Annotated in this window: 15 protein-coding genes and 3 pseudogenes; 7 read left to right on the plus strand and 11 right to left on the minus strand. The window is 75.1% G+C overall.

Translation table 11 applies throughout. From position 1 onward, the window contains the following. Positions 1-1,000: 1,000 nt before the first annotated feature. Positions 1,001-1,711, minus strand: a complete 711-nt coding sequence (locus ACW14Y_RS00070; protein ID WP_456985382.1) for an SMI1/KNR4 family protein — start codon at positions 1,709-1,711, stop codon at positions 1,001-1,003. 83 nt (positions 1,712-1,794) lie between these two features. Between ACW14Y_RS00070 and ACW14Y_RS00075 the strand changes: the two are divergent. Beyond that, positions 1,795-2,159, plus strand: a pseudogene (locus ACW14Y_RS00075) (transposase); the annotation flags it as partial. A gap of 15 nt (positions 2,160-2,174) precedes the next feature. Here the strand turns inward: ACW14Y_RS00075 and ACW14Y_RS00080 are convergent. After that, complete coding sequence (locus ACW14Y_RS00080; RefSeq protein ID WP_456985404.1) at positions 2,175-2,468, minus strand: hypothetical protein; 294 nt, start codon at positions 2,466-2,468, stop codon at positions 2,175-2,177. 580 nt (positions 2,469-3,048) lie between these two features. Here ACW14Y_RS00080 and ACW14Y_RS00085 point away from each other — a divergent pair. Both ACW14Y_RS00085 and ACW14Y_RS00090 read left to right on the plus strand, forming a co-directional pair. Further along, positions 3,049-3,435 carry a hypothetical protein gene (locus ACW14Y_RS00085; RefSeq protein WP_456985380.1) on the plus strand — a complete coding sequence of 129 codons (387 nt, stop codon included), beginning with the start codon at positions 3,049-3,051 and terminating at the stop codon, positions 3,433-3,435. Positions 3,436-3,702: 267 nt separating this feature from the next. Beyond that, a complete protein-coding gene (locus ACW14Y_RS00090; protein ID WP_456985405.1) occupies positions 3,703-4,239 on the plus strand; it encodes a DUF6884 domain-containing protein in 537 nt (178 codons plus the stop codon). Between the two features lie 1,771 nt (positions 4,240-6,010). Here the strand turns inward: ACW14Y_RS00090 and ACW14Y_RS00095 are convergent. From ACW14Y_RS00095 to ACW14Y_RS00110, 4 genes are all read right to left on the minus strand, one after another. After that, positions 6,011-6,283 carry a hypothetical protein gene (locus ACW14Y_RS00095; RefSeq protein WP_380300176.1) on the minus strand — a complete coding sequence of 91 codons (273 nt, stop codon included), beginning with the start codon at positions 6,281-6,283 and terminating at the stop codon, positions 6,011-6,013. A 269-nt stretch (positions 6,284-6,552) separates the two neighbouring features. Further along, a complete protein-coding gene (locus tag ACW14Y_RS00100; RefSeq protein ID WP_456985378.1) occupies positions 6,553-7,173 on the minus strand; it encodes a hypothetical protein in 621 nt (206 codons plus the stop codon). Positions 7,174-7,456: 283 nt separating this feature from the next. Next, positions 7,457-7,756: a hypothetical protein gene (locus tag ACW14Y_RS00105; protein ID WP_402723929.1), complete on the minus strand. Its 300-nt coding sequence runs from the start codon at positions 7,754-7,756 to the stop codon at positions 7,457-7,459. A 14-nt stretch (positions 7,757-7,770) separates the two neighbouring features. Then, the gene (locus tag ACW14Y_RS00110) at positions 7,771-8,733 is read right to left on the minus strand and encodes an endonuclease toxin domain-containing protein (protein WP_456985377.1); all 963 of its coding nucleotides are present in this window, start codon (positions 8,731-8,733) and stop codon (positions 7,771-7,773) included. Between the two features lie 278 nt (positions 8,734-9,011). On the opposite strand from ACW14Y_RS00110, the gene ACW14Y_RS00115 reads away from it, so the two are divergent. The 3 genes and pseudogenes from ACW14Y_RS00115 to ACW14Y_RS00125 all read left to right on the plus strand — a co-directional run bounded on the left by ACW14Y_RS00115 (position 9,012) and on the right by ACW14Y_RS00125 (position 11,911). Next, a complete protein-coding gene (locus ACW14Y_RS00115; RefSeq protein WP_380300160.1) occupies positions 9,012-9,338 on the plus strand; it encodes a hypothetical protein in 327 nt (108 codons plus the stop codon). 463 nt (positions 9,339-9,801) lie between these two features. Then, positions 9,802-10,547, plus strand: a pseudogene (locus ACW14Y_RS00120) (MBL fold metallo-hydrolase). A gap of 266 nt (positions 10,548-10,813) precedes the next feature. Continuing rightward, positions 10,814-11,911 (plus strand): MerR family transcriptional regulator, encoded by a 1,098-nt coding sequence (locus tag ACW14Y_RS00125; RefSeq protein ID WP_456988397.1) that lies wholly within the window; start codon positions 10,814-10,816, stop codon positions 11,909-11,911. A gap of 489 nt (positions 11,912-12,400) precedes the next feature. On the opposite strand, the gene ACW14Y_RS00130 is transcribed toward ACW14Y_RS00125, so the two are convergent. The 5 genes and pseudogenes from ACW14Y_RS00130 to ACW14Y_RS00150 form a co-directional block, all read right to left on the minus strand. Beyond that, the gene (locus ACW14Y_RS00130; protein ID WP_456985375.1) at positions 12,401-13,546 is read right to left on the minus strand and encodes a hypothetical protein; all 1,146 of its coding nucleotides are present in this window, start codon (positions 13,544-13,546) and stop codon (positions 12,401-12,403) included. Positions 13,547-14,155: 609 nt separating this feature from the next. Continuing rightward, on the minus strand, positions 14,156-14,803 hold the full coding sequence (locus ACW14Y_RS00135; RefSeq protein WP_456985406.1) for a hypothetical protein: 648 nt from the start codon (positions 14,801-14,803) through the stop codon (positions 14,156-14,158). Between the two features lie 31 nt (positions 14,804-14,834). After that, positions 14,835-15,431, minus strand: coding sequence for a hypothetical protein (locus tag ACW14Y_RS00140; RefSeq protein ID WP_456985407.1), 597 nt, complete (start codon positions 15,429-15,431; stop codon positions 14,835-14,837). A 1,459-nt stretch (positions 15,432-16,890) separates the two neighbouring features. Then, positions 16,891-17,562, minus strand: a complete 672-nt coding sequence (locus ACW14Y_RS00145) for a response regulator transcription factor (RefSeq protein ID WP_456988399.1) — start codon at positions 17,560-17,562, stop codon at positions 16,891-16,893. Between the two features lie 528 nt (positions 17,563-18,090). Beyond that, positions 18,091-18,768 (minus strand): annotated as a pseudogene (locus ACW14Y_RS00150) (DUF7134 domain-containing protein); the annotation flags it as partial. Between the two features lie 224 nt (positions 18,769-18,992). Here ACW14Y_RS00150 and ACW14Y_RS00155 point away from each other — a divergent pair. After that, positions 18,993-20,309, plus strand: a complete 1,317-nt coding sequence (locus ACW14Y_RS00155; RefSeq protein ID WP_456985408.1) for an alpha/beta hydrolase family protein — start codon at positions 18,993-18,995, stop codon at positions 20,307-20,309. The last annotated feature ends 220 nt before the right edge of the window (positions 20,310-20,529 follow it).

The raw sequence follows: 20,529 nt of genomic DNA on the forward strand, positions 1-20,529 counted from the left end.
CGCCTGCCGGTACGGGCTGTCACCGTCCTGGCGTACGGTCCCCCGGGGCCGAAAGGACCGGCCGGCCCCGCCCGGGACTTCCGGCCCCGGCGGCGAGAAGGGGTTCGGCGCGCGTGAGCCGGGACGTTGCCGCCGAGGAGCAGCGGGTCCGACGGACGGCGGAGCCGCTTCACGGTGTGGGCCCGTTGCGGTTCGGGATGACGCCGCAGGAGGTCGAGGAGGCACTCCACGGTAGGAGGTGGAGGAGGCGCTCCACGGTGTGTCGGAGCTCCTCCCGTGGAGGAGGGACAGGCCGTACTCGCCCCACGGGCCGGTGTTCGGCCGCGAGGACAACCCCCGGCACAGCCACGCCTGAAAGTCGGCTGTCACCGGGTACTCCAGCGCCGGGCACCCGGCGGGCGCGGCCGTCGACGCGTTGCACGGCCCCAGGTCCTGCTGGACGGGATCGCGCTGGTGGGCCGCGCGCCGTCCCGGCTCCGTGCCGGTCCCCTCACGTGCACGGACGCCCGCGGCATCTGCGTGCCCTGCAACTACCCGGGTGACCTCTCCTCGGAGGAGCCGGGGTTCTTCGGCCGCTCCCAGCGGGCCGGCGACATCCTCCTCACCAGGCCGGTGCTCGTCGGTACCTGCTGGGCGGACCGGATCACCGACCGCACGGAGACCCACCTCCCCCGGCGGAGCGGCCGGACCGGAGGCAACGGCCGGCGGCGGGCGGCGGGCGGCCCAGCTCCGTTCGCCGTCGGCGCGAAAGGCAGCGGCGAACCCGGTCGGGTCCCGCGCGGGGTGCTCCGCCGCAACCCGACCCGCCGTGATCCGCGCGTGCAACCGGGCCAAGGCCCCAGGCGCCGCGCCCGCCCGGAACGGGTCCGCACGTGACGGTACCGGGAACGCCCCGGCCCCTCGGCGCTGTGAGGTACGGGCAGGAGGAGACCAGCCGATACCGCCGGGCGTCAGCGGATTCACGGGACAGCGTCAGCGCTCCGGCCCGGGAACGCCGTACTCACCTGTGGTCCTCCCCTCCGCAGCCACTGCCCCGGAGCCGCCACCACCGGATCCCGGCATCGCACCGCTTCGCTTCGGGGGCGGGCTGTCGCGCCACCCGCCAGTCGAGGCGGTGTTCTCCGGAGGTGTGCCGGTGGGTGTCGGGGACGAAGTGGCGGAACGGCCGGCCGGTGGTCAGGCTGTCGGTCAGGGCGGCGAACATGTCCGCCGGGCTGGTGGCCCACAGGCTGCCCTCGATGTCGCCCGAGCCGATACCCATCTCGTACACGTGCCCGCAGGTGGGGCCCGGGAGGTGGTCCACGAGGAGCACGCCCCCGTCGAGGGGAAGGGCGATGGGCACCCACCAGCGGGCGTGACCGGCCGGCGTGCCCCGGCCCCCGGGATCCCGGATGTCCGCCGGGAACAGCTCCACGTACCTCCGGTGGCGCGCGAGGATGTGCTCCGCGGGGAGCAGCCGGTGCGCCAGTGGCAGGAAGGACCCCGCGGGGAAGGTGTCCCCGGCGGGTCGCGGCGCGACGCCGTCGTGCAGTTCGAGCAGGGCGCGCACCTGGGGGTGCAGGGCGAAGCCCAGTCCGTCCTCCAGGCCTGCGATCCGCCCGGCGTCGGCCGCCGGGCGCAGGGCTGCGTGGTCGGCCGGAGAGCGAGCGGCCAGCCGGGCGCTGAAACCCCGCCAGGCCGGGACGAGAGCAAGGGCACCGGTGTCGGTCATACCGCGACCGTAGGGCCGCGCACTGACGGGCCGGCCAGTGCGGACGCTCAGGGGCACTCTGCTCCACCGCCCCGCCGGATCCAGGCGTCGGAACCGAGACCGCCGGGCAGCTGCCGGTCACCGCGGCGACAGCCCCGACCGGCTCGCGTCCGAAACCTCCTTCGCCCACCCGTGCGCCGCCGCACCCGTCCCGGCCTCGTCCGGGCGCACCGACCGCCACCGGCCCGACCGTGGCGGAGACCGCCGGGCCGACCGCGCGCCGCACACAATCGTGCCGGTCCGCATGCGTCACGACCCTCGAACGCGCGGCTGCGTGGCACGGCGCACCCTCGGCGGACTCAGGACGAAGGACATCTTCGGATGCCTCGAGCGCTTCGTCACGAGAGAGGTCCGCCGCTGCCTCACCGGCGCCTTCGGCGACGCGACCGGGCCGTCTCCTGCAGCCTGACGGTCTGCAGAGGCTTCAGAGCCGAGCCGAGGGCTTCAGTCCCTCCCGCCAGTTCCGGTACTCGTGCGGGGGAAGGTTCCAGGAGTCGTCGCTGAAGGGATTGGGCAGCGCCCCGTCCAGAGCACCGGCGAGAAACTCGCCGAAACCCGTCCCGTACCGGCGCCACCGGGCGGTTCCGTACGGCACCTGGCGCCTGAAGACGACGACGTCCCAGCTCTCGGGATCGAGCGAGTCGCAGATCCAGAACACCACGTCACCGTTGATGGTCGTCGCGAAGGGAAGAAGCCTGCCCTCCTCGGACAGCTCCACGGCGCCGGCGCCGCCGTCCGGCTGCGGTTCCTCCCGCGGATCGAACCCGAGTCCCTCCAGCAGCCGGCTCTCGGGGCGGCCTTCCCGGCGGGATGCGGACCGCGAGGTACTCGTTCAGCTCGCCGCCGCCGAACACCGCGACGAAGTCCCGGTAGTCCGCCGGAACCCGCAGGCCCGTGCTCCGCGCAATTTCCTCCCAGTCGACGACATCACCCCGAGCCTCCGAAATCCCGAGTATGCCGGACAAGCGACCGATCATCTCGTGCATGAATCCTCGTCCTCCCTCGTCACCCGTCGCCGAACAACCCGGCGTCCTCGCCCGATCGACCGTCTGCCGACAGGCCGAGATTCTTCCAGCCGCCTCCGACCGTGCGGACCGGATTCGAAACGGTGTCCGAACCCGGCGCGGCCGGAAGCAGCGGCCGCCCGCAGGTCCGGAGGCGGGCCGTGCGGGCCGGCCGCGGCCGCCGGTCGGTTCGTCGGCGGATTCCGCCTCCCTGCGGCCCGGGTGGTGGCCGATGATGGGGCCTGCCGGGTCCGTGGAAGCGGCCCGGCCAGGGGCGGGGGGAAGGGGTCGTGCGTGGAGTTGACCGGTACGGGCCTGTGCGGCTCGCCGTGGCCGGAGCTGCTGCCCGACCGGCGCCCCGTCCTGGTCGTGCCCGCCGCGGCCGCCTCTCCGGTGGTGGCCGGGGAGGGCTGGACGGCGCACCCGCCCGGGGGCGACCCGGCCCCCGGATGGACGGCCGTCCTCGACGGGCAGCACCTCACCGTGCGCCGGCCCGGCGGGCACCCCTGGTACGAGGGTCCCGTCGCCGCCGGCCGCCAGTGGCAGCGCGCGATCCGCGCGCACCGCACCCTGCTGCTGGTCACCGGACCGTTCACCGGCGTCCTGGACTTCAGGACCGCCGCCGCCGCCGGCGGGCTGCTGCTCCTCACCGTCGCCGCCCGCCTCGCCGAACCGCCCTGACCCGTCGTCCGCCGCGGGGGCGTACCGGCCCGCTCCCGCGGTGGGGGTGGACCGCCCGGTCGTGCGGGCCGGTGGCTGCGGATCCGCGCAATGCGGTCCTCCGCACGATCCGCCCCCGGGAGAGAGCCGCCCCGGCCGGCCGGGGCACGGCCGGACATCACCCCCGCACGCCCGACAACACCACCCACTCCCTGGAGAGCCGCGACCTCCCGCCGGGCACCTCCGTAGGATGCACGGCGGCACAATCACGACGAAGAGGGGCTTGCCATGGGGGCGGCGATCGTCAGGAAGCTGTACGTGGTCTCGTGCGGGGAACAGAAGGACCCGCTCGCAGAGATCGAGCCCGTCCCTGCCGGGCTCGTCTACACCGGACCTCTGCACAAGGCGCTCCGGAGAGCGGTCGAGTCGGTGATCGACGAAGAGGTAGGCGACCGACTGCTGATCCTCTCGGACCACTACGGCCTGTTGGACCTGTCGGACCCCGTGCGCGGCTACAAGGGCATCAGGTTCAAGAACAAGCACCCCCGGTCCGCGACGGAGGACCACATCTACACAGACGCGGTCAAGAAGGGTGTCGACACTGCGGCAGAGGTGATCGTCGTCGCGTCCGGGGAGTACGTCACCCGCTGCCGCCACGTCTGGCCGCACGCGGCCAGTGCGATGGAAGGCGTCCACAGCCCCGGCCTCATGATGGCCCGGGCCAAGGAGATGTACACCAGCCCGGGCCGGCTTGCCGAGTTCCTCACCTACGCACACGACCACCACCCCGGACGACAGAACCACACGGCACGACGAGACCGATGACGGCACGCAGCACGGCCGTGCCAGGGACACCGACCACCACTGCCGGCGCCCCGGGCAGCGCGGGACCCAACCGGAAACGGGTGCGCGGACGGCGGCAACCCGAACACCGTCCTCACCGGCCTCGAACGCGACCCCTGCCCGGACCGGGCCCCTGAACCGCCCCACCACGAACTCGACACTCCCCGGGCCCCTGCCCCGACGAGGCTCCCCGGCGCTCCCCGCCCCACGCCCGGACGCTCCCCGGACCTGCCCGCGCGATGGCCCACCCTGCGGCACGCCGGCCTGCCGACGGACGCCGCCCGGAAGGGGCCGCCCGCTGGCCGGCCAAGGGCGGGACAGGCGGTCCGGGTGGCCGGGGCCGGATGTCTGCAACGGCTGGCTGCGGCCCCGCTCGTGCGGGTTCGGCCGGCCCGTCCGAGTTCCGGGCCGGCCACCGAGTCCTGGACCGCGAGGGAGTTCGCGGCCGTCGTCAGCAGGCGGCAGGGGATCGTCGCCATGCCCTGTCCGGCGCTCCCGATCGCCTTGACCACGCTCCTGGCCGCGGGCTCGTACTTCCGCGCGAAGCCGTGGGCCGCCGAGTCGTCGCCCGCCGTCCCGGCCGTGGACGCCAGGTCTCCGGCCACGCCGGAGGCGATGCTGCAGACGAAGTCCTTCGATCCCATGAACTTCACCGGTGCCCGGAACAGCACGTCGGGATCGACCTCGAAGCCTGCCCCCGAAACGGCGCCAGCCACTCCCCCGCCTCCCCGGAGCCCGTCCGGCCCACGCCGCGCACGCACCCCGGCCCAGGTACGACCGTCGCGGGAGGACCGGCTGCCTCACCGGGCGATGACGAGAAGAGGCCTTCGAGTCGTCACCGACCGGTCATCAGTCACTGCCCCGGTCCCCCGGCCGCATGTCCGTGGCCCTCGGTTCGAAGCCGGCACGGCCGCCGGGGGCGAACGCGCCGATCTCCCGCGTCCGGGGCGCGGGTTGCTACCACCACCCGGATTCGACCGGCACGCAGCCGTCGGGGGTGACGTGGTGCGTGCGGCCGGAGCAGCCGACGACCCGGCAGTGCCTGCCGACCGCGAGACGGGCCGTGCCCCGCTCCTCCTCGGGCCGGACGCCGAAGCCCCGTACATGCCGGGCGCCGAGAACCACAGTGCCGGGTCGGGCAGCTCGGTCAGCACACAGACCTGCGGGAGCACCAGCGTCACCGTGACGTTGAAGTACTCGTGCGGACCCGGATCAGGGCGTGCGGGAGGTGCTCCATCGCCCGCAGACCGGCTTCCGGCACCGGGTGCAGCGGCACCGGGTGCGGAACCGGCACCAGGGCCTCGTGTCCGAGGCGGGTGGCGAGGTCGACGGGGCGTCGCCGCCGGCGGAGCGCAGCGGGCGCCGGCCGCCAGCAGCCGCTCGACCGCCTCCGTGGGGGCGTTGTGCCCGGCGGCCCGGTGCAGCGGCGCCCAGCCGCTGCGCCGGCGACCCGCCGGATGTTGACCAGGCCGGCCGGCTTTCGCACCGCCGCCAGGACCTGCGGCCGGTCGCCCCGGTGCGCGGCGTCCGCGGCTGGTCGCGCTCCGCCCGGTGTTCGTCGTGGTGGACGCCGCGGTCCGCCGCACCGTGCCGCTCGGCCGTGTCCCCCCCGCTTTCCTGCCGCGCATCGTAGCCAGGGTGTTCGGCGTGGAGCCCGGCGATCGGGCCGCGGCCCGGCGGACGGCTGTCACGGTGTGGAGGCGGCCTGCGGCCAGGATCGTCGGCGCCGTGGGCGGAGCGCGGTCGTCGTTCTTCAGGCGCTGTCCCCTGCCCAGTCCCATCGCTTCGGATCCGCGGGGCGCGGTTCGTAGTGGGCGCGGCCGCCGGGGCCGAACGCGCCGATCTCCGTGGGCAGTGCGGCTCCGTCCGCGAGAGCGCCGTTGTCCCAGCCGGTGACATCGAGCAGGAGGCCGTCGAGCGGACCGCCGCACAGCTCCCGGTAGGCGCGGCCGGGCCGTGGTCCGGGATCCGGGTCGTCGTGGTCCGCCCCGTACACCCGGCCCCGCATCAACGCCTCCTCGTCCATGCCCGCCAGCATCGCAACCAGCACTGACAACCGAGCGACTCGGTGCCGGCCCGTGGGGCCGGCACCGGAGCCGGGACGTCGATCTGCCATGGCGGCAGCGGGTCGTTCCCGTGCGGCGTGTCCCGGTCCGGAACCGGGACCGGGACACAAGGCACGAGGCACGAGGCACGCATGCGGCCGCTGCCCGCGGATGCGGGTCCGCAGTCAGTGGCCGGCGTGCGCCGAGGCCGTGCCGGGAGGTCCGGCGGCCGGTCGTCGGCCCGGGGGTGTCAGTCGCCCTCGTCGGGAGACTCCCCGATCCACCACAGGTCCAGCCGGTAGACCTCGGCGCCGGCGTCGTCACCGGCAGTGTGCTCGCCGACGGGCTGCCGCAGCTGTCGGTGGGCGAGCGGATCGCCCTGGTCGCCCTCTGCGCGCTGGCCGCGGCAATGCCCCGCACGGTGCTCGGCGACCTCGGCCGCGGGCTGCCCGTCCTCGCCGCCACGATGGACGCCGCCGTCGAGGCCGGCCGCACCTCCGCCCCCGGCCCGCCGGTTCAGCGCCCGGTCGGTCGTCTTCGCGCGGCGGCCTTCCTCGTCGTACCAGGTGCGAGTGGTGCGGCCGAGGGGGTCGGTGACGGCGATGATGCGGTGGAGCCGGTCGTAGGTGTAGGTGGTGGTGCGGCCGTTGGCGTCGGTGCGTTTGGTGCGCTCGCCGGCTGTGTTCCAGGTGTTGGTGGTGACCGCTCCGGTCGGGTCGGTGACGGAGGTGACCCGGCCCGCGGCATCGTAGGCGGTAGTGGTGATCCGGCCGAGCGGGTCGGTGACGGAGGTCGGGCGCCCTAGCGGGTCGTAGCTGGTGGTGACGGTGTTGCCGAGCGGGTCCTTGACCGTGACGACGTGGTGGCGCACGCTCTGCCACGCGCAGGCCGTGGGGCTGGGGGTGGCCAGGACGTCGGGCCATCGTCGGGCCAGGTCGTCGAAGGCGTCGTGGACGGCTTGGCGGGCGGTAGCGGGTGGTGGTCCTGACAGACCGCTCGGGCGCGAGGGCCCACGGCTGGCCTCGACCAGGCCCCCCGGCCACAGGGCGGCTACCGTGGCGAGAATGTCACCCGACCCTGGCCGCACGGCCTCCCGGCTTTGTGAGAGGTCCGGTGTGGTGCCCGCGCCATGCTGGCACCACACCGGAGTGCTCTTATTCGTCGTCGCCCACGACAGCAGCGTTCAACTGTGAAGCAAGGCCTTCGGCGATTCCCATCACCCTGTCGGTGATTATTCCGGAGATATCGACTCTTCCGATCCTCCAGGAGAACGAGATGACTTCCCCAGAAATTGCGTAGACCGGCTGGCGCCCAATATCATTCCAGTCGAAAAAGCCATCCTGGAGCAGCTCGGAATGGCCATCCGCCACCGCCTCCCATTCCCTTCTCTCGATGGGAGATTGTTCGCTCTCCGGCCAGGATTCCGCACGCGTGATGTGGAAGTCGTAGCTCACTCCTCACCCTTCTTCTATCCCCTGGATGCGCCGAATACCAGAACCACGCCCTTGGTTTGGGCATATTCGACCGCTCGGGTCATCTGCTCGATTTGAATTTCGGTCAGCGGAACGTTCGCATTGGTGATTACGTAGACGACGCGATGCTTGATGTGGCTCGGGTCGACGCCCCCATTGTAGGCGGGCCGTTGATCGCCGTTGTACCCTGCGGCGTCGTCGACAACACTCTTCAGGCGGGTCAAGAACGCACCTGGATTGTTGATGGTCTTGAGGCTGGTGTCCATCGACTTGAGACTGATGGCAATGCCGCTGTCGGGCTCGAAGTGATCCCAGGTCAGCGATCCCGCCCGGAGGTTGTCAAATCCCATCTTGTCTTCGAAGGCGAGTCCCTTGTCTCGCGAGGAAAGCTTCCACAGGTTGTGCTCGACAATCTCGGTGACCTTGCCGAGATTTTGGACGTCAGGGCCGTTCTTCTTGGCGAGGGTTCGCCGCGCCCAGACATCCAAGGCTCCGATGGCGACCTGGGCAGCAAGACTATCGGCGTCTTTCTCGACCTCGTCCGCGACCTTGTTGCAACCGAACTCACGAAGTTTGGCTGCGGCGACGTACATCGCGTAGGCGGGGCGGACGGGGAAGTACTTGTCGATGAAGGCGCCGACGCCACCGTTGCGGCCGGTGGCGGCGTTGAATATGTCACCTACTACTTCGAACGGCGCCTTGGCGCCCTGACCGAGCCACTTGGCGATGTTGCCGGGAGTGATCTCGTCGTCGCTGTCCTCCGGGGACATGCCGCTGGGGTCGGTAAAGACGGTCGGTGCGCCGGCGGCGTAGGTGTAGGAGGAGACGGACGGTGCGCCAGCGGGGGTGGTGAGGGGGTCCTGGGCGGTGAAGCGGCCGAGGGAGGGGTCGTACTCGCGGGCGCGGAGGTGCTGCTTGCCGGGGAGGGCGGGCGCGCCTGCCGTGGTCCGGTCGGACATCCCGTTCGACGTCGCCGCTCGCACGGGGCAGGGTCTGCGTCGGTGGCGTACCAGCCGTAGTCCGCTGCGGCTGGCGCCAGCGCATCACGGTACGACACGCCGGTCGATCCCGGCCCATGCGCATCGCCGTACTGGCCCACCGCCCACTGTCCGGCCAACTCCATGACCAGGTGCGATTGCGAGTTCTGCGCCGTCCACGGTCCCCTGCCTTGACACACCACTCGCGACACCCCTGAGCCAGTCCCGGCCCTGGCTCAACGTGTGGATGTTCCAGCCGGATGCGCCTACCGCTCATCACCGCCGCCTGCGGCCTGCCCGACAGGGCGATCGAGCTGGCACTTGCGCTCCCCGAGGGCGACACCTGGTACGCGGCCGACGAGATCGCCCGCATGCTCACCGCGGCCGGCCGCCCCGAGGAAGCCCGCGCGGTCCTCGAACCGCACCTCGCCTCCAGCCCTGTCCGCCTCGCCGAGCACCTCATCGACGCCGGGCGCATCAAGGACGCGACAGCGGCTCTCCGGCGGCCGCCGAAGGACCCGGTCGACAGTCCCTGGAGGATGACGAGCCGCTGCGGCGACTGGGTCTCCGCCGCACCACCGCTCTGACGGTACTCGTGCGCGACCCGCCGGCGAGCCTCGATGCTCGCCGGCGGCTCCGGGAGGTCGGTGACAGTCGACTCGAACTCAGCTCCGACGGGTACCGGTCCTACGGGAGCCGGGCCGGGACGGGCACCAGGTGGTCTCGCCGGCCCGGAGACCGGTACGCCCCCGCCGGCAGACCGCCTCGGCGCGCCGAGGATGCCCACCGGGCCGCCGGCAGGCCGCGCCGATGACGGGGGCGGGTGACGTCCCGGCTGCTCCCCCGTCGGCCTAGCCGGGGCGAGGGGCCGGCGTCCGTGGACGGCGGGGCCGGCACGGGTCGGTCGGCCCGGGGAAGGACCCCGGGCGCCAGGGCAGTCGGGGCGGGGAGAACTCCATAGCGCGGGACGAAGAAACGCCGACCTGTCCCAACACCCCGGCCCGGTGGTCCTGCTGGGCGACGGTACCGCGTCCGGGCTACCGTCGCGGCATGGGAACACAAGGGGAAACGGGCGGCGTCGAGGCGCGCTGGGAACGGCTCGCGCCCGGCGTCGCCCGGCGCAGGATGCCGGGATGGGACGAGAGCGTCGGAGCGATCGCGGGCCGTACGGGTGTGCTGGTCGTCGACACCGGGGCCACGCTGCGCGCGGGGGCGGAGATCCGGCACGAGGTGACGCAACTCTTCGGCCTGCCCGTGACGCACGTCGCGCTCACACACCCGCATTTCGATCACGTGCTCGGCACAGCGGCGTTCTCGCACGCGCAGGTGTACGGGGCCGCGGGCGTCGAGCGGCTGATGGCGAGCGAGCGGGAAGAGATACGGAGCACCGCGGTGCGGCTCGGGGTGGACCCCGTGGAGGCGGCCGAGGCGGCGGCCGCGCTCGTCGTTCCGCAGCACCTGGTCTCCGGGGAGTTCGTGATCGACCTGGACGAGGACGGGCAGCGGGTGCTGCTGGCGAACGTCGGCCCCGGGCACACCGCCCACGACCTGGCGGTCCTGGCGGTCGGCCGGGACGGGGCCCCGGACGTCGTCTTCTGCGGCGACCTGGTCGAGGAGTCGGGCGCGCCCAAGGCGGGCTCCGACGCAGAGCCGCATGCCTGGTGGCGGCACTCGACCGGTTGCTGGCACTCGGCGGGCAGGACGCGCTCTACGTACCCGGGCACGGGGCCGTGGTGGACACGGGGTTCGTACGCAAGCAACGTGACGAGCTGGCCGCGCGGTTCGGCACCGCGTGAACCACCGGCCCCGAAATGGACCCGGTCCCGAGCCCCGCGAGGCCGTGCCGTTGGTTTGTGCCCGACGGCGCCGGTTATGTGCGCTCCACGGGCGTCCTCCTTGGGGGAGGCAGCCCCTCTGCGGCCCTGGTTCGATCGTGGCTCGGGTTCGGTCGTGGTGGCGGTCGGCCGCTGCTTGGCGTTCGGCTCCTGCCGCCGTGAGCGGGGTTCTTGACCCTCACGTGGCGTCAGGCCGCACAGTCGGTGCCGTGGAAGACCACTGGACCGTGGGACGCGTGGCCGAGCCGGCCGGCGTGAGCGTCCGCACGCTGCACCACTATGACGGGATCGGGCTCGTTCGGCCGTCGGCGCGGACCGCGGCCGGGTACCGGGCCTACTCGGCGGGCGACGTGGAGCGGCTGCGCGAGGTACTTGCCTACCGGCGGTTGGGCTTCGGGCTGCGGGAGGTCGCGGAACTGGTCGGCGACCCGTCCACCGACGCGGTCGCGCACCTGCGCCGGCTGCGCGGCCTGCTGCTGGAACGGCGTGATCGCGCCGACGCCATGGCGGCGGCCGTCGACAGGGAACTCGAGGCACGGGCGAAGGGACTGACGGTGACACCGGAGGAACAGTTCGAGATGCTCGGTGCACGACTGTACGACGCGATCGGCGGCGCCTACACCGCGACACGGCGTACCGATCCGCGGATCGCCGCGCAGATCCGGGACGCGCTCGGCGAGGCGCAGACAGTCCTGAACGTCGGAGCCGGCACCGGCTCCTACGAGCCGACCGGTCGCGACGTGACCGCGGTGGAGCCGTCGGCGGTCATGCGGGGGCAGCGGCCTGCCGGCTCGGCGCCGTGCGTGGCCGCCGCCGCGGAGAACCTGCCGTTCGGGGACCGCTCCTTCGACGCCGCGATGGCCGTCTCCACCGTTCACCACTGGGGGGACCCGATGGCGGGGCTGCGCGAGATGCGGCGCGTGGCCCGCCGCGTGGTGGTGCTCACGTTCGACACCGACGAGCCGGGATGGCAGGACCGGTTCTGGCTCACCCGCGACTACCTGCCCGAGTTCGCCGCCGTCCTCGCGGAGTTCCCCTCGCTCGCCCGGATGGCCGACGCGGTCGGCGCCCGCACCGAGCCGGTGCCCGTCCCGTGGGACTGCGCCGACGGCCTGTTCGAGGCGTACTGGCGCCGACCGGGGGCGTATCCGGAGGACCACGTGCGCCGTGCGATGTCGGTGTGGACGAGGGTCGGGCCGCAGGCCGAGCAGCGGGCGGTACGAAGCCTCGCCGACGACCTCGACTCCGGCCGGTGGGCCGAGCGCAACAGCCACCTCGCCGACCACGACACGGCAGATCTCGGCCTGCGCCTGCTCATAGCCTGAACCGCGTCGCAGCGTCAGCGCCGTGGCGGCTCCCGGACGGCCCGCCGGCCGTGTACGGCGCTCAGCGGGCACGGCGCTGCGGACAGGTGTCGACGATCACGAGATTCGGCCGACGCGCTCGAGCAGGCTGCGGGGCGGGAGGTCTCCCCGGGCGGCGACGGGCAGTTGGACGAGGAGCTGGCGCACGACCTCGGCGCCGGCGTCGTCACCGGCAGCATGCTCGCCGACGGGACACCGCAGCTGGCGCCGGGTGAGAAGGTCGCCCTGGTCGCCCTCTGCGCACTCGCCGCGGCGACGCCCCGCACGGTGCTGGGCGACCTCGGCCGCGAGCTGCCCGCCCTGGTCACGACGACGGACGCCGCCGAGGCCGACCGGTCCGGCTACGGCCGCGCCCCTGGGTCGGCCCGACGATCCGCAAGAAGCACCCCCGCCAGGACCACCGCTGGACCGTCCGACCCGGTCGGTGGATCGGCTGCTCGGACCTGCTGGTCACGCGGCGGCCTGGGCCGAGGGTGTCCGACCGTTCTGTGCCTGTTGCGCGCGGTCGGCGAGCAGGCGGGCGAGGAGGGTGAGCTGGCGCGTGTTGATCTGGTTGAGGGAGGCGTACTGGACGGTGGCGGTGATGGTGCCGACGCGGAAGTTGACGAGGCCGTCGTAACCGGGGTTGATGCCTGTGGAGTCGTGGAAGGACTCGGCTTTGCTGCTGTCGCCGACCTTCGGCACGGAGATCTCGTGCGAGGGGTTGTCGGCGGTTGCCGGGCTTCTGGCGGTGTTGTGCTGGTAGGCGGCCGCGGCGTTCTCGACGCTGTCGTAGCAGCCGTAGGCGAAGGTGACCCGGTCGTTGCTCGAGTCGCTTGCGGCGAGGCCTTCGAACGTGACCATGCCGATCTGCAGCCTGCCGTTGCAGTCGGAGGGGCACGGGACGAGATCGGGCCCCGCTTTCGTGACCCAGCCGCCGGGCATCGACCGCAGGTCGGGGGCGATGGCCTGCACCAGGGCGTCGTCCCGCACGACGGCGGCCTTGTCGCGGTCGCCGCCCGCCGTCGGGTCCGCTCCGCGCCCGCCGGCACCGGAAGCGGGAGCGGGTACCGCGCCCGTCGGTGTGCTGCCGGCAGGGCTGTTGTCGCTGTCACCGAGATCGGCAACGCCTTTGACGGCCAGGGCCAGCACGATCACCACGACGGTGATCAGCACGGCGATCGTGCCGGGTTTCCTGCGGATGCTCACCGGGCCGATCGCGATCACGCCGTTCTTCACGTCGCGGCCGACATGGACGTGCTGGCTGACGGAGCCGGGCGGCCCGGGCGGCACGCCCGCGGCCGCGCGCAGGCGGGATGCGAACTCGGCGTCCTGCTCGATCACGGCCAGCAGGCGGGCCTGCAGGTCGTCCCGGGCTCCTGGCGCCGCCGGGTCCCCGTCGAAGCGCTCCAGCACGCGCCGGCTCTCCTCGTCCGCGGCGAGCCGCTCACGGGCGGCGCGGCCGATCCGCTCGGCGGTGGCCGTCCCCAAACCGGTTCCCGCGCCGGTGGCGATCCCGCCGATCACCGAGGCCACCCACGCCGCCAACGCCGCCGCATCCATCGCACTCCCCCGTGCAGACGATTCCCCGACCGGTAGTACTTCCCGCCCGTCCACACCGGTACACGGGCCTCCACTACCGCAGGTCGGCCCCGGCCGCACCCGTCGGCCACCCGCCCGGGTCCGGCCGCAGACCGCCGCCACCCGGGCAGACGGGGGCGCCGTGCCCCGGGAGCGTCCCAGCAGACCGGACACAGCACGCGGGCCGGGACGGGACGGGGCGGGACGCGCAGCCGGTCAGGCCGCTCCGGCCTCGGCCGCGGTGATGCGCCGGTGCGGCGCGGTCGGGAACTTCGGGTACCTGCCGGCGGCGCGGGCCTCGTCGAAGACCGGCCGGGAGTCCGACGGCTCACGCGCGGGGGGGGTGAGCCGGGCCGCCGGCGGCGCGGGTCGCCGTGGTGGGTCCGGCCGGCGCCGTCCGGGAACGCGACGGTCAGCGTCACGCTGCACCCCGGGACGTCCTCGCGGTGACCGGGCGCCCGGGCCGGGGCCAGGGGGCGGCCCTCGGCCCGCCGGGCCCGGCGGCACCGGTCGGCGCCGGGCCGGGGGCGCAGCACGGCCCTGACGTGTCGCACCCCGCGTCACGTCAGGGCCGGGACACCGGGAGCAGCCGCCACAGGCCGCACCGCCAGGACGGCGAGGCGCACCCCGGGACGTGCCGGTGGTTCAGGTGCCGAGGAGGCGGTCCAGCAGTGACCGGTACTCGCGCAGGGCGAGGCGCAGGTCCTCGGTGCTGGCGGCCGGTGTGCCGTCCGGTGCCGCTTCTGCGCCGCGCAGCCGGTGGCGCCGCTCGGTGACGGCCTCGGCCAGCAGGGCGACCGACTTCTCGATCAGGGCGTCGGCCTGCTGCACGGACCGGCGGGGATCGTCGACGAATCCCGCCTGGACGGAGTGCCATTCGGCCCGCAGTCGCCGCGTGCGCTCGACGCCGAGCCAACCGCCCGGTCCGCTCTGCGCGGGTGCCGCCGACGCCGGTTGCGGGTCGCCGGTCCGGGGTCCCGGCAGGGGGCGGGCGGGCTCGGACGGCCGGTCCGCGGCCCGGTCGCCTCCCGGTACGACGGTGAAGCGTCCTGCGGCGGCGCCTCGTTCGGGGGAAGCCGGCGGGCGGCCGGCCTCCGGGCGGGCCGGGTCCGGGCGGGGCGGGTCCGGGCGGGGCGGGTCCGGGCGGGGCGTGCCGGCGCGGGCGGCGTCCGGGGGGGCGCCGTGCGGGCGGAGGGTGTCCGCCTTGGCCGGGTCCGCCGGACCGCCGCGGGGGTCCGGGGCCGGCGCGTCGTCGCCGGGGTCGTTGCGGGCTGCAGAACCGTGCTGGGACATGGTCGTCCTCTCCTTCGTGGGGTCGCCGGCGTCATCGGGTGGCGTGGCGCGGGCCGGAGCGGTGGACGGCACCGGTGGAGTTGCCGGCACGGGCCGTCCTGCCCTCCTCGTCGCCGGGGCGGGCCACCTCGAGGCACAGGTCACGCACGGCCAGCAGCGCGGTGCGCAGTTCCTCGGTGCCCACCCGCTCCGACCGGCTGCGCTCCAGCACCTGCCGGGCGCTCCGGTAGCCGGGCACGAGGGCGGCGTGATCGACCGAGAGCACGGCAAGCCGGTCCCCGGCAGGGAAGCCGATCTCGTCGAGCGTGCCGTCGAGCAGGGTCACGGCCTCGTCCAGCGAGCGGGCGGGGTCGTCGACGAACAGTTCCTGGAGGGCGGCGAGCCGGTCGGCGACCTCCTCGGCGCGGCGCTGCGGCAGCCGGGTGAGCGCCAGCCGCCCGGCCTGCCGCAGCCGGCCGGCCAGCTCGTGCTCGGCCTCCCCGGTGCGGCCGCCGTGCGCCCGCACCGTCCGGTCGTACTCCGGACCGAAACGCTGTTGCAGCCGGCGGGTGTTCCACTGCGGCAGCAGCACGGCGAGGGCCGCCGCGGCTGCCAGCACGGCCACTGCCAGAACGATCCAGATGCTCATACCGCTCCTCCTCGGGTTCGACCGCGGCCCGGAGTGGCTGGTCGGTCCCGTCCTTCGGGTTCCCGCTCAGACGATTTCAAACAGCCGGCCCCGGAAGCGTCGGCCGGCCGGGTCCGGGGAACCCGCCCTGGCACCCCGATGGACGCTCATGTCACCTGCGGGTCGGCGGAGTTCACCGCGAGGAGGCAGGTCGCCGTGTTCCGCCGCCCCCGCGCGGAGCCACCGCGGACACCCGAGCACCCGCACGTGCACGCGTGCTCGCAGGCCGCCCTCTCCCCCGGCACGTCGGTCTGTCGATCACTTCTCCCGCGGCTGCCGGTGGTCCCGGTCGCCGCGGCGGCCGCCGGGGTCCGCCGCACGGTGGCGGGCCCGCGCCCGGCCGCCGGGGAGAACCCGGCCGCCGCCGAACCGCTCGCCACCGTCCCGGCCTGCGCCACCCGGATCGAGGACCTCGTCCGGCACGGACCGTCCGCACCCGTCCGCGGGCCCGCCCAGCAGCCGCGGGCGGGCCCGCGGACGGACGGAGCCGCAGGCGGGCGGACGCGGCGAAGGGGCGGGCCCCCGCGGACCCGGCCCCTGCCGTCGGGGACGACCGTCGCAGCGACCGGAGAGCCGGTACGGCGAACCGCTGCACGAGGTCCGCAGCGAGCTGCCGAACGAACCGCTCCCGCTTGCCCGCCGGGGACACGACGTCGGCCGGCGGCGCCTCGGCGTTCGCGGGCACGATGCGGCGCAGCGTGATGCCGTTCGGCACGGGCTCCGGGTGCCCCGTTGTCCGGTGCCCGCGGACGGGGCGTACCGGATCGGCCTTGTGGATCGGGGCGGTGGGGACGGTCCCGACCCGGCCCCGGGACGTGCCGTGCGCCGCGCGGCGGGACGCGTGCAGGGCCGCGACCGTCACCGGGTCCCGGACGCCCCTTCTCCGGCCGTTGCCGCGGTACCTGCCGCTCGACCGGGAGAAAGGCGGGGCCGCAGTGGCCGGCGGCCGGTTCCGTCGCGCCGGCGAGCGAACCGTCGTGGAGCAGTTCGAGGCGGGCGGCCTCGCCGGTGCCGCCGTAGGGGTTTTCGCGGCCGGCGGCGGCGCGGCGCAGTCCGGTCCGCGGGCGGGCGGTGGCCGCGTCGAACGCCTGCCTCGGCCGGTTGCCGCCCGGGAGGAGGTCCGGCGCCCGCACCGGACCGGGCTCCTGCCGGTTCGGGTCGACCGCGTCCGCGGTGTCGGCGGCGGACGGCCCGGGGTCCGGGGCGCGCCCCTGTTCCCGTCGCCGCCCGCAGGCCTGCGTCCGGCCGGTACTCCCGGGCGGTCCGGGCAGCGGCCGGGCGGTCCGGGCAGCGGCCGGGCCGGGCCGGGCCGGGTGTCCGGACTGCCCGGGTGTCCGGGTGTCCGGCCGGGCCGGGTGTCCGGGCGGGCCGGGTGTCCGGGCGGGCCGGCCGTCGGACACCGCCCGACGGCCGCCCGTGGCTACCCCGGCCCGACCAGCCCGCACTCGTACGCGAGGATCACCGCCTGCACCCGGTCCCGCAGACCCAGCTTGGACATGACCCGGCCGAGATGCTTCTTCACCGTGGGCTCCGCGAGACCGAGGGCGGCGGCGAGTTCCGTGTTGGTCAGGCCGCGGGCGGCCCCCAGCAGGACCTCCCGCTCGCGCGCGGTCAGCACGCCCAGCCGCTGCGCGTCGCCCCCGCCCCCGTCGTGCCCGGCGGCGGGGAGGCGGTGCGCGAAGCGGTCCAGCAGCCGCCGGGTCACCCGGGGGGAGAGCACCGCGTCCCCCCGGGCCACGTCGCGGATCGCCCCCAGCAGTTCCTGCGGCCGGCTGTTCTTCAGCAGGAAGCCCGAGGCCCCGGCCCGCAGCGCCTCGAAGGCGTAGGCGTCCAGGTCGAAGGTCGTGAGCACCAGCACCCGCGTCCCGGGCACCTCGCGCCGCAGCAGCCGGGTCGCCTCGATGCCGTCGGTGCCCGGCATCCGCACGTCCATCAGCACCACGTCCGGCCGCAGCCGCCGTGCCAGCTCCACCGCCGCCGCCCCGTCGGCCGCCTCCCCGACCGGCTCCATGTCCGGCTCGGCGCGCAGGATCATGGCGAACGCCAGCCGCAGCAGCTCCTCGTCGTCCACCAGCAGCACCCGGACGCTCACGACGCGCCCCCCGGATCCAGCCGTACGAAGACCCGCCAGCCGTCGCCCGGCCGCGGGCCCGCCTCCAGCACCCCGCCGAAGGCCGCGGCGCGTTCCCGCATCCCCGTGAGACCCAGTCCGGCCCCCGCGGATCCGGGACGCCCGGTCCCCGCGGCCCGCCCGTCGTCGGTCACCTCGACGGTGACCGCCCCCGGCGCGCAGGACACCCGCACCTCGGCGCGCGTCCCCTGCGGCGCGTGGCGCAGGACGTTGGTCAGCGATTCCTGGACGAGCCGGTGCACTGTCAGCTGCGCCGCCGCCGCGCACCCCGGCGGCCTCGCCGTCCACCCGCAGCCGGGTCACCAGGCCCGCCGCCTCCATCCGCGCGCACAGCGCCCCCAGCTGGCCGATCCCCGGCGGCGACCGGCGCTCGCCACCGGACCCGGCACCGGACCCGGCGTCGGTACCGGACCCGGTGTCGGGTCCGGCGTCCTGGAGCAGGCCCAGCGCCCGCCGCATGTCGCCCAGCGCCTGCCGACCGGTCTCCGCGATCCGGGCCGTCACGGCGCAGGCGTCGGCCGGCCGCGCGTGCCCGAGCGCGTCCGCCAGCGCCACCACCACCGACAGGCCGTGCGTCACGCTGTCGTGCAACTCCCTCGCGATCCGGGCGCGTTCCTCCTCCACCGCCCGGCGCTCCCGCTCGTCGCGGTCCCGTTCCAGGCGCGCCAGCCGCTGCGCCCGCGCGGCCCGCCGGACGCGGGTGTTCGCCCCGAGCAGCGCGCTCGCGGCGACCGCCGCCGCCATCGCGGCGCCGGAGGCGAGGAAGCGTCCCTCGGGCGCCCAGCGCGCCGCCGCGAGCACCGCACCCGCCGCCGCCACCAGACCCGCCGCCCACGCCGACCGGTACGGCGCCCGCGCGGTCACCGTCCCGAGGGCGACCAGCAACGCCGCGTCGGCCGGCAGCTGAACACCCAGCAGCCACTGCACGAGCGCCGCGGCCGCGATCACGCCGAACACGGACCGGGGCGCCCGCCGCCGCCACACCAACGGGAGCACCAGAGCGCTCTGCAGCGCGAAACCCCTACCGTCCGCCACCCGCCCCGGCCCGAGCGTCAGCAGGAACAGGGCCGCCGCGAGCGCGGCGTCCGCCACCAGGGGCGGCACCCGCCCCGGCAGCCGCGCGAGGGCACCCGGCCGCCCCGTCCGTACCGCACCGGTCCCGGTCATCGTGTCCGTCCTCGCCTCCGCGTTCCCGCGGCGTCCTCGCCGGATCCCCACGCTAGGACCCCCGCGCCCGCGAACGCGTCCGCCCACCGGCGGAGACCGGGGAGACCCCGGGACACCGGGGCCTCCTCCGCGCGCAGGAGCGCACGCGCCCCCGGGGCGACCCGCGACCACCCGCGGGACCGTCCCCCCGCAGGGCGCCCCGCACCCCCGGCGGCGAAACCCTGGTGACGACCCCGCAGCCGCACCCGCCCGAGGAGCCCGCCCATGCCCCAGACCCGCCGCGCCCTGCTCCGCACGCTCGGCACGCTCGGCGCCGCCGTGCTCGCCACCGCCGCCGCCCCCGCCCCCGCCCCCGCCCCGGGAAGCCGCCCCGCCGCCCCGGCCGCGGGGGCCGGCCCCGCGCACACCCCCGGCACCCCCGTCCCGCTGCGGCTGCCCGCGCCCACCGGCCCCTGGCCCGTCGGCACCGTCGCGCTGCACCTGGTCGACGACAGCCGCCCCGACCCCCTCCTGCCCGCCCAGCCCTACCGGGAGCTCATGGCGGCCTCTGGTACCCGGCGGAACCCGGCGCCTACCACCCGAGGGCCCCCTGGCTGCCCCCGGCCGCGGCGGCCGACTGGGACACGCACTCCGCACCGGCCCTCGGTGTCCCCACCGGCGCCGCCGACTGGCGGGGCATCAGGACCCACGCCCGCACCGGCGCGCCCGTCGCCCGCCGTGCCGGCCGGCTGCCCGTGGTGCTGTTCTCCTCCGGCGACGGCGGCTCGCGCGCCCTCGGCACCACCCTGGTCGAGGAACTGGCCAGCCACGGCCACCTCGTCGTCGCCCTCGACTCCACCTACGAGGCCGAACAGGTCGAGTTCCCCGGCGGCCGGGTCGAACGCGCCCTCCCGCTCCCCGACGACCTCACCCCGCAGGTCATCGCCGCCCTCCTCGCCGGACACTCCCGGGCCCGCCTCGCCGACGCCCGCTTCGTCCTCGGCGCACTCGACCGGCTCGCCCGCGGCCACCGCCCCGACACCGGCACCGACCCGCTCCCGGACGGGCTGGCCCAAGCCGCCGACCCGGCCAGGACCGGCGTGCTCGGGCAGTCCCTCGGCGGCTCCGTCGCCGCCCAGCTCGCCCACGACGAGCCCCGCGTCCGCGCGGCGGCCGACCTCGACGGCGCCCTCCTGGGACCCGTCGCCGACAGCGGCCTCGCCAAGCCCTTCCTCCTGATGGCCTCCGGAACGAAGACCCTGACCACCGAACCGGACTGGGCCTCCTGCTGGGCGGCGTCCACCGGCCCCCGGCACGCCCTGCGGCTGCGGAACGCCGCCCACGGCTCGTACACCGACCTCCAGGTCCTCCTGCCCCAGCTCGTCCACCGCCTCCCGGTCCCCGACACGGCCGCACTCATCGGCACCCTCGACCCCCACCGCTCCCTGGCCGCCCAACGCACCGCCGTCGCCGCCTTCTTCGCCCAATACCTGATGGGGCGGCCCACCGGTTTCCTCGACCGGCCCGGCGACCACTGGCCGGAACTGGAGGTACTGCACTGAACCCACCCGCCCCACACCCCCCGGTCACGCCCGGTCACGCCCGACGGCACCACCGTGCGGCCAGGAACGCGACCCACACGGGACAGACCCCGACACGCAGCCGGCACAACCCGAGAACCGACGGAGAACGGACGGACCCCCTGCCCCCCGCTACCTTTTTCGTGGCCCCGCAACGGGGCTCCCGGCCTCCGGCTCGGCAGGACTGTTCCCCCCTGCAGTT

The sequence above is a fragment of the Kitasatospora sp. cg17-2 genome, from assembly GCF_054031055.1.

Bases quoted from the DNA above. Each gene is read 5' to 3' on its own strand.
- ACW14Y_RS00140 (WP_456985407.1), bottom strand. From the start codon at position 15,431: ATGAGCATCTGGATCGTTCTGGCAGTGGCCGTGCTGGCAGCCGCGGCG.
- ACW14Y_RS00090 (WP_456985405.1), top strand. From the start codon at position 3,703: ATGGGGGCGGCGATCGTCAGGAAGCTGTACGTGGTCTCGTGCGGGGAA.
- ACW14Y_RS00110 (WP_456985377.1), bottom strand. From the start codon at position 8,733: ATGTCCGACCGGACCACGGCAGGCGCGCCCGCCCTCCCCGGCAAGCAG.
- ACW14Y_RS00135 (WP_456985406.1), bottom strand. From the start codon at position 14,803: ATGTCCCAGCACGGTTCTGCAGCCCGCAACGACCCCGGCGACGACGCG.
- ACW14Y_RS00095 (WP_380300176.1), bottom strand. From the start codon at position 6,283: ATGGACGAGGAGGCGTTGATGCGGGGCCGGGTGTACGGGGCGGACCAC.
- ACW14Y_RS00115 (WP_380300160.1), top strand. From the start codon at position 9,012: ATGCGCCTACCGCTCATCACCGCCGCCTGCGGCCTGCCCGACAGGGCG.
- ACW14Y_RS00070 (WP_456985382.1), bottom strand. From the start codon at position 1,711: ATGACCGACACCGGTGCCCTTGCTCTCGTCCCGGCCTGGCGGGGTTTC.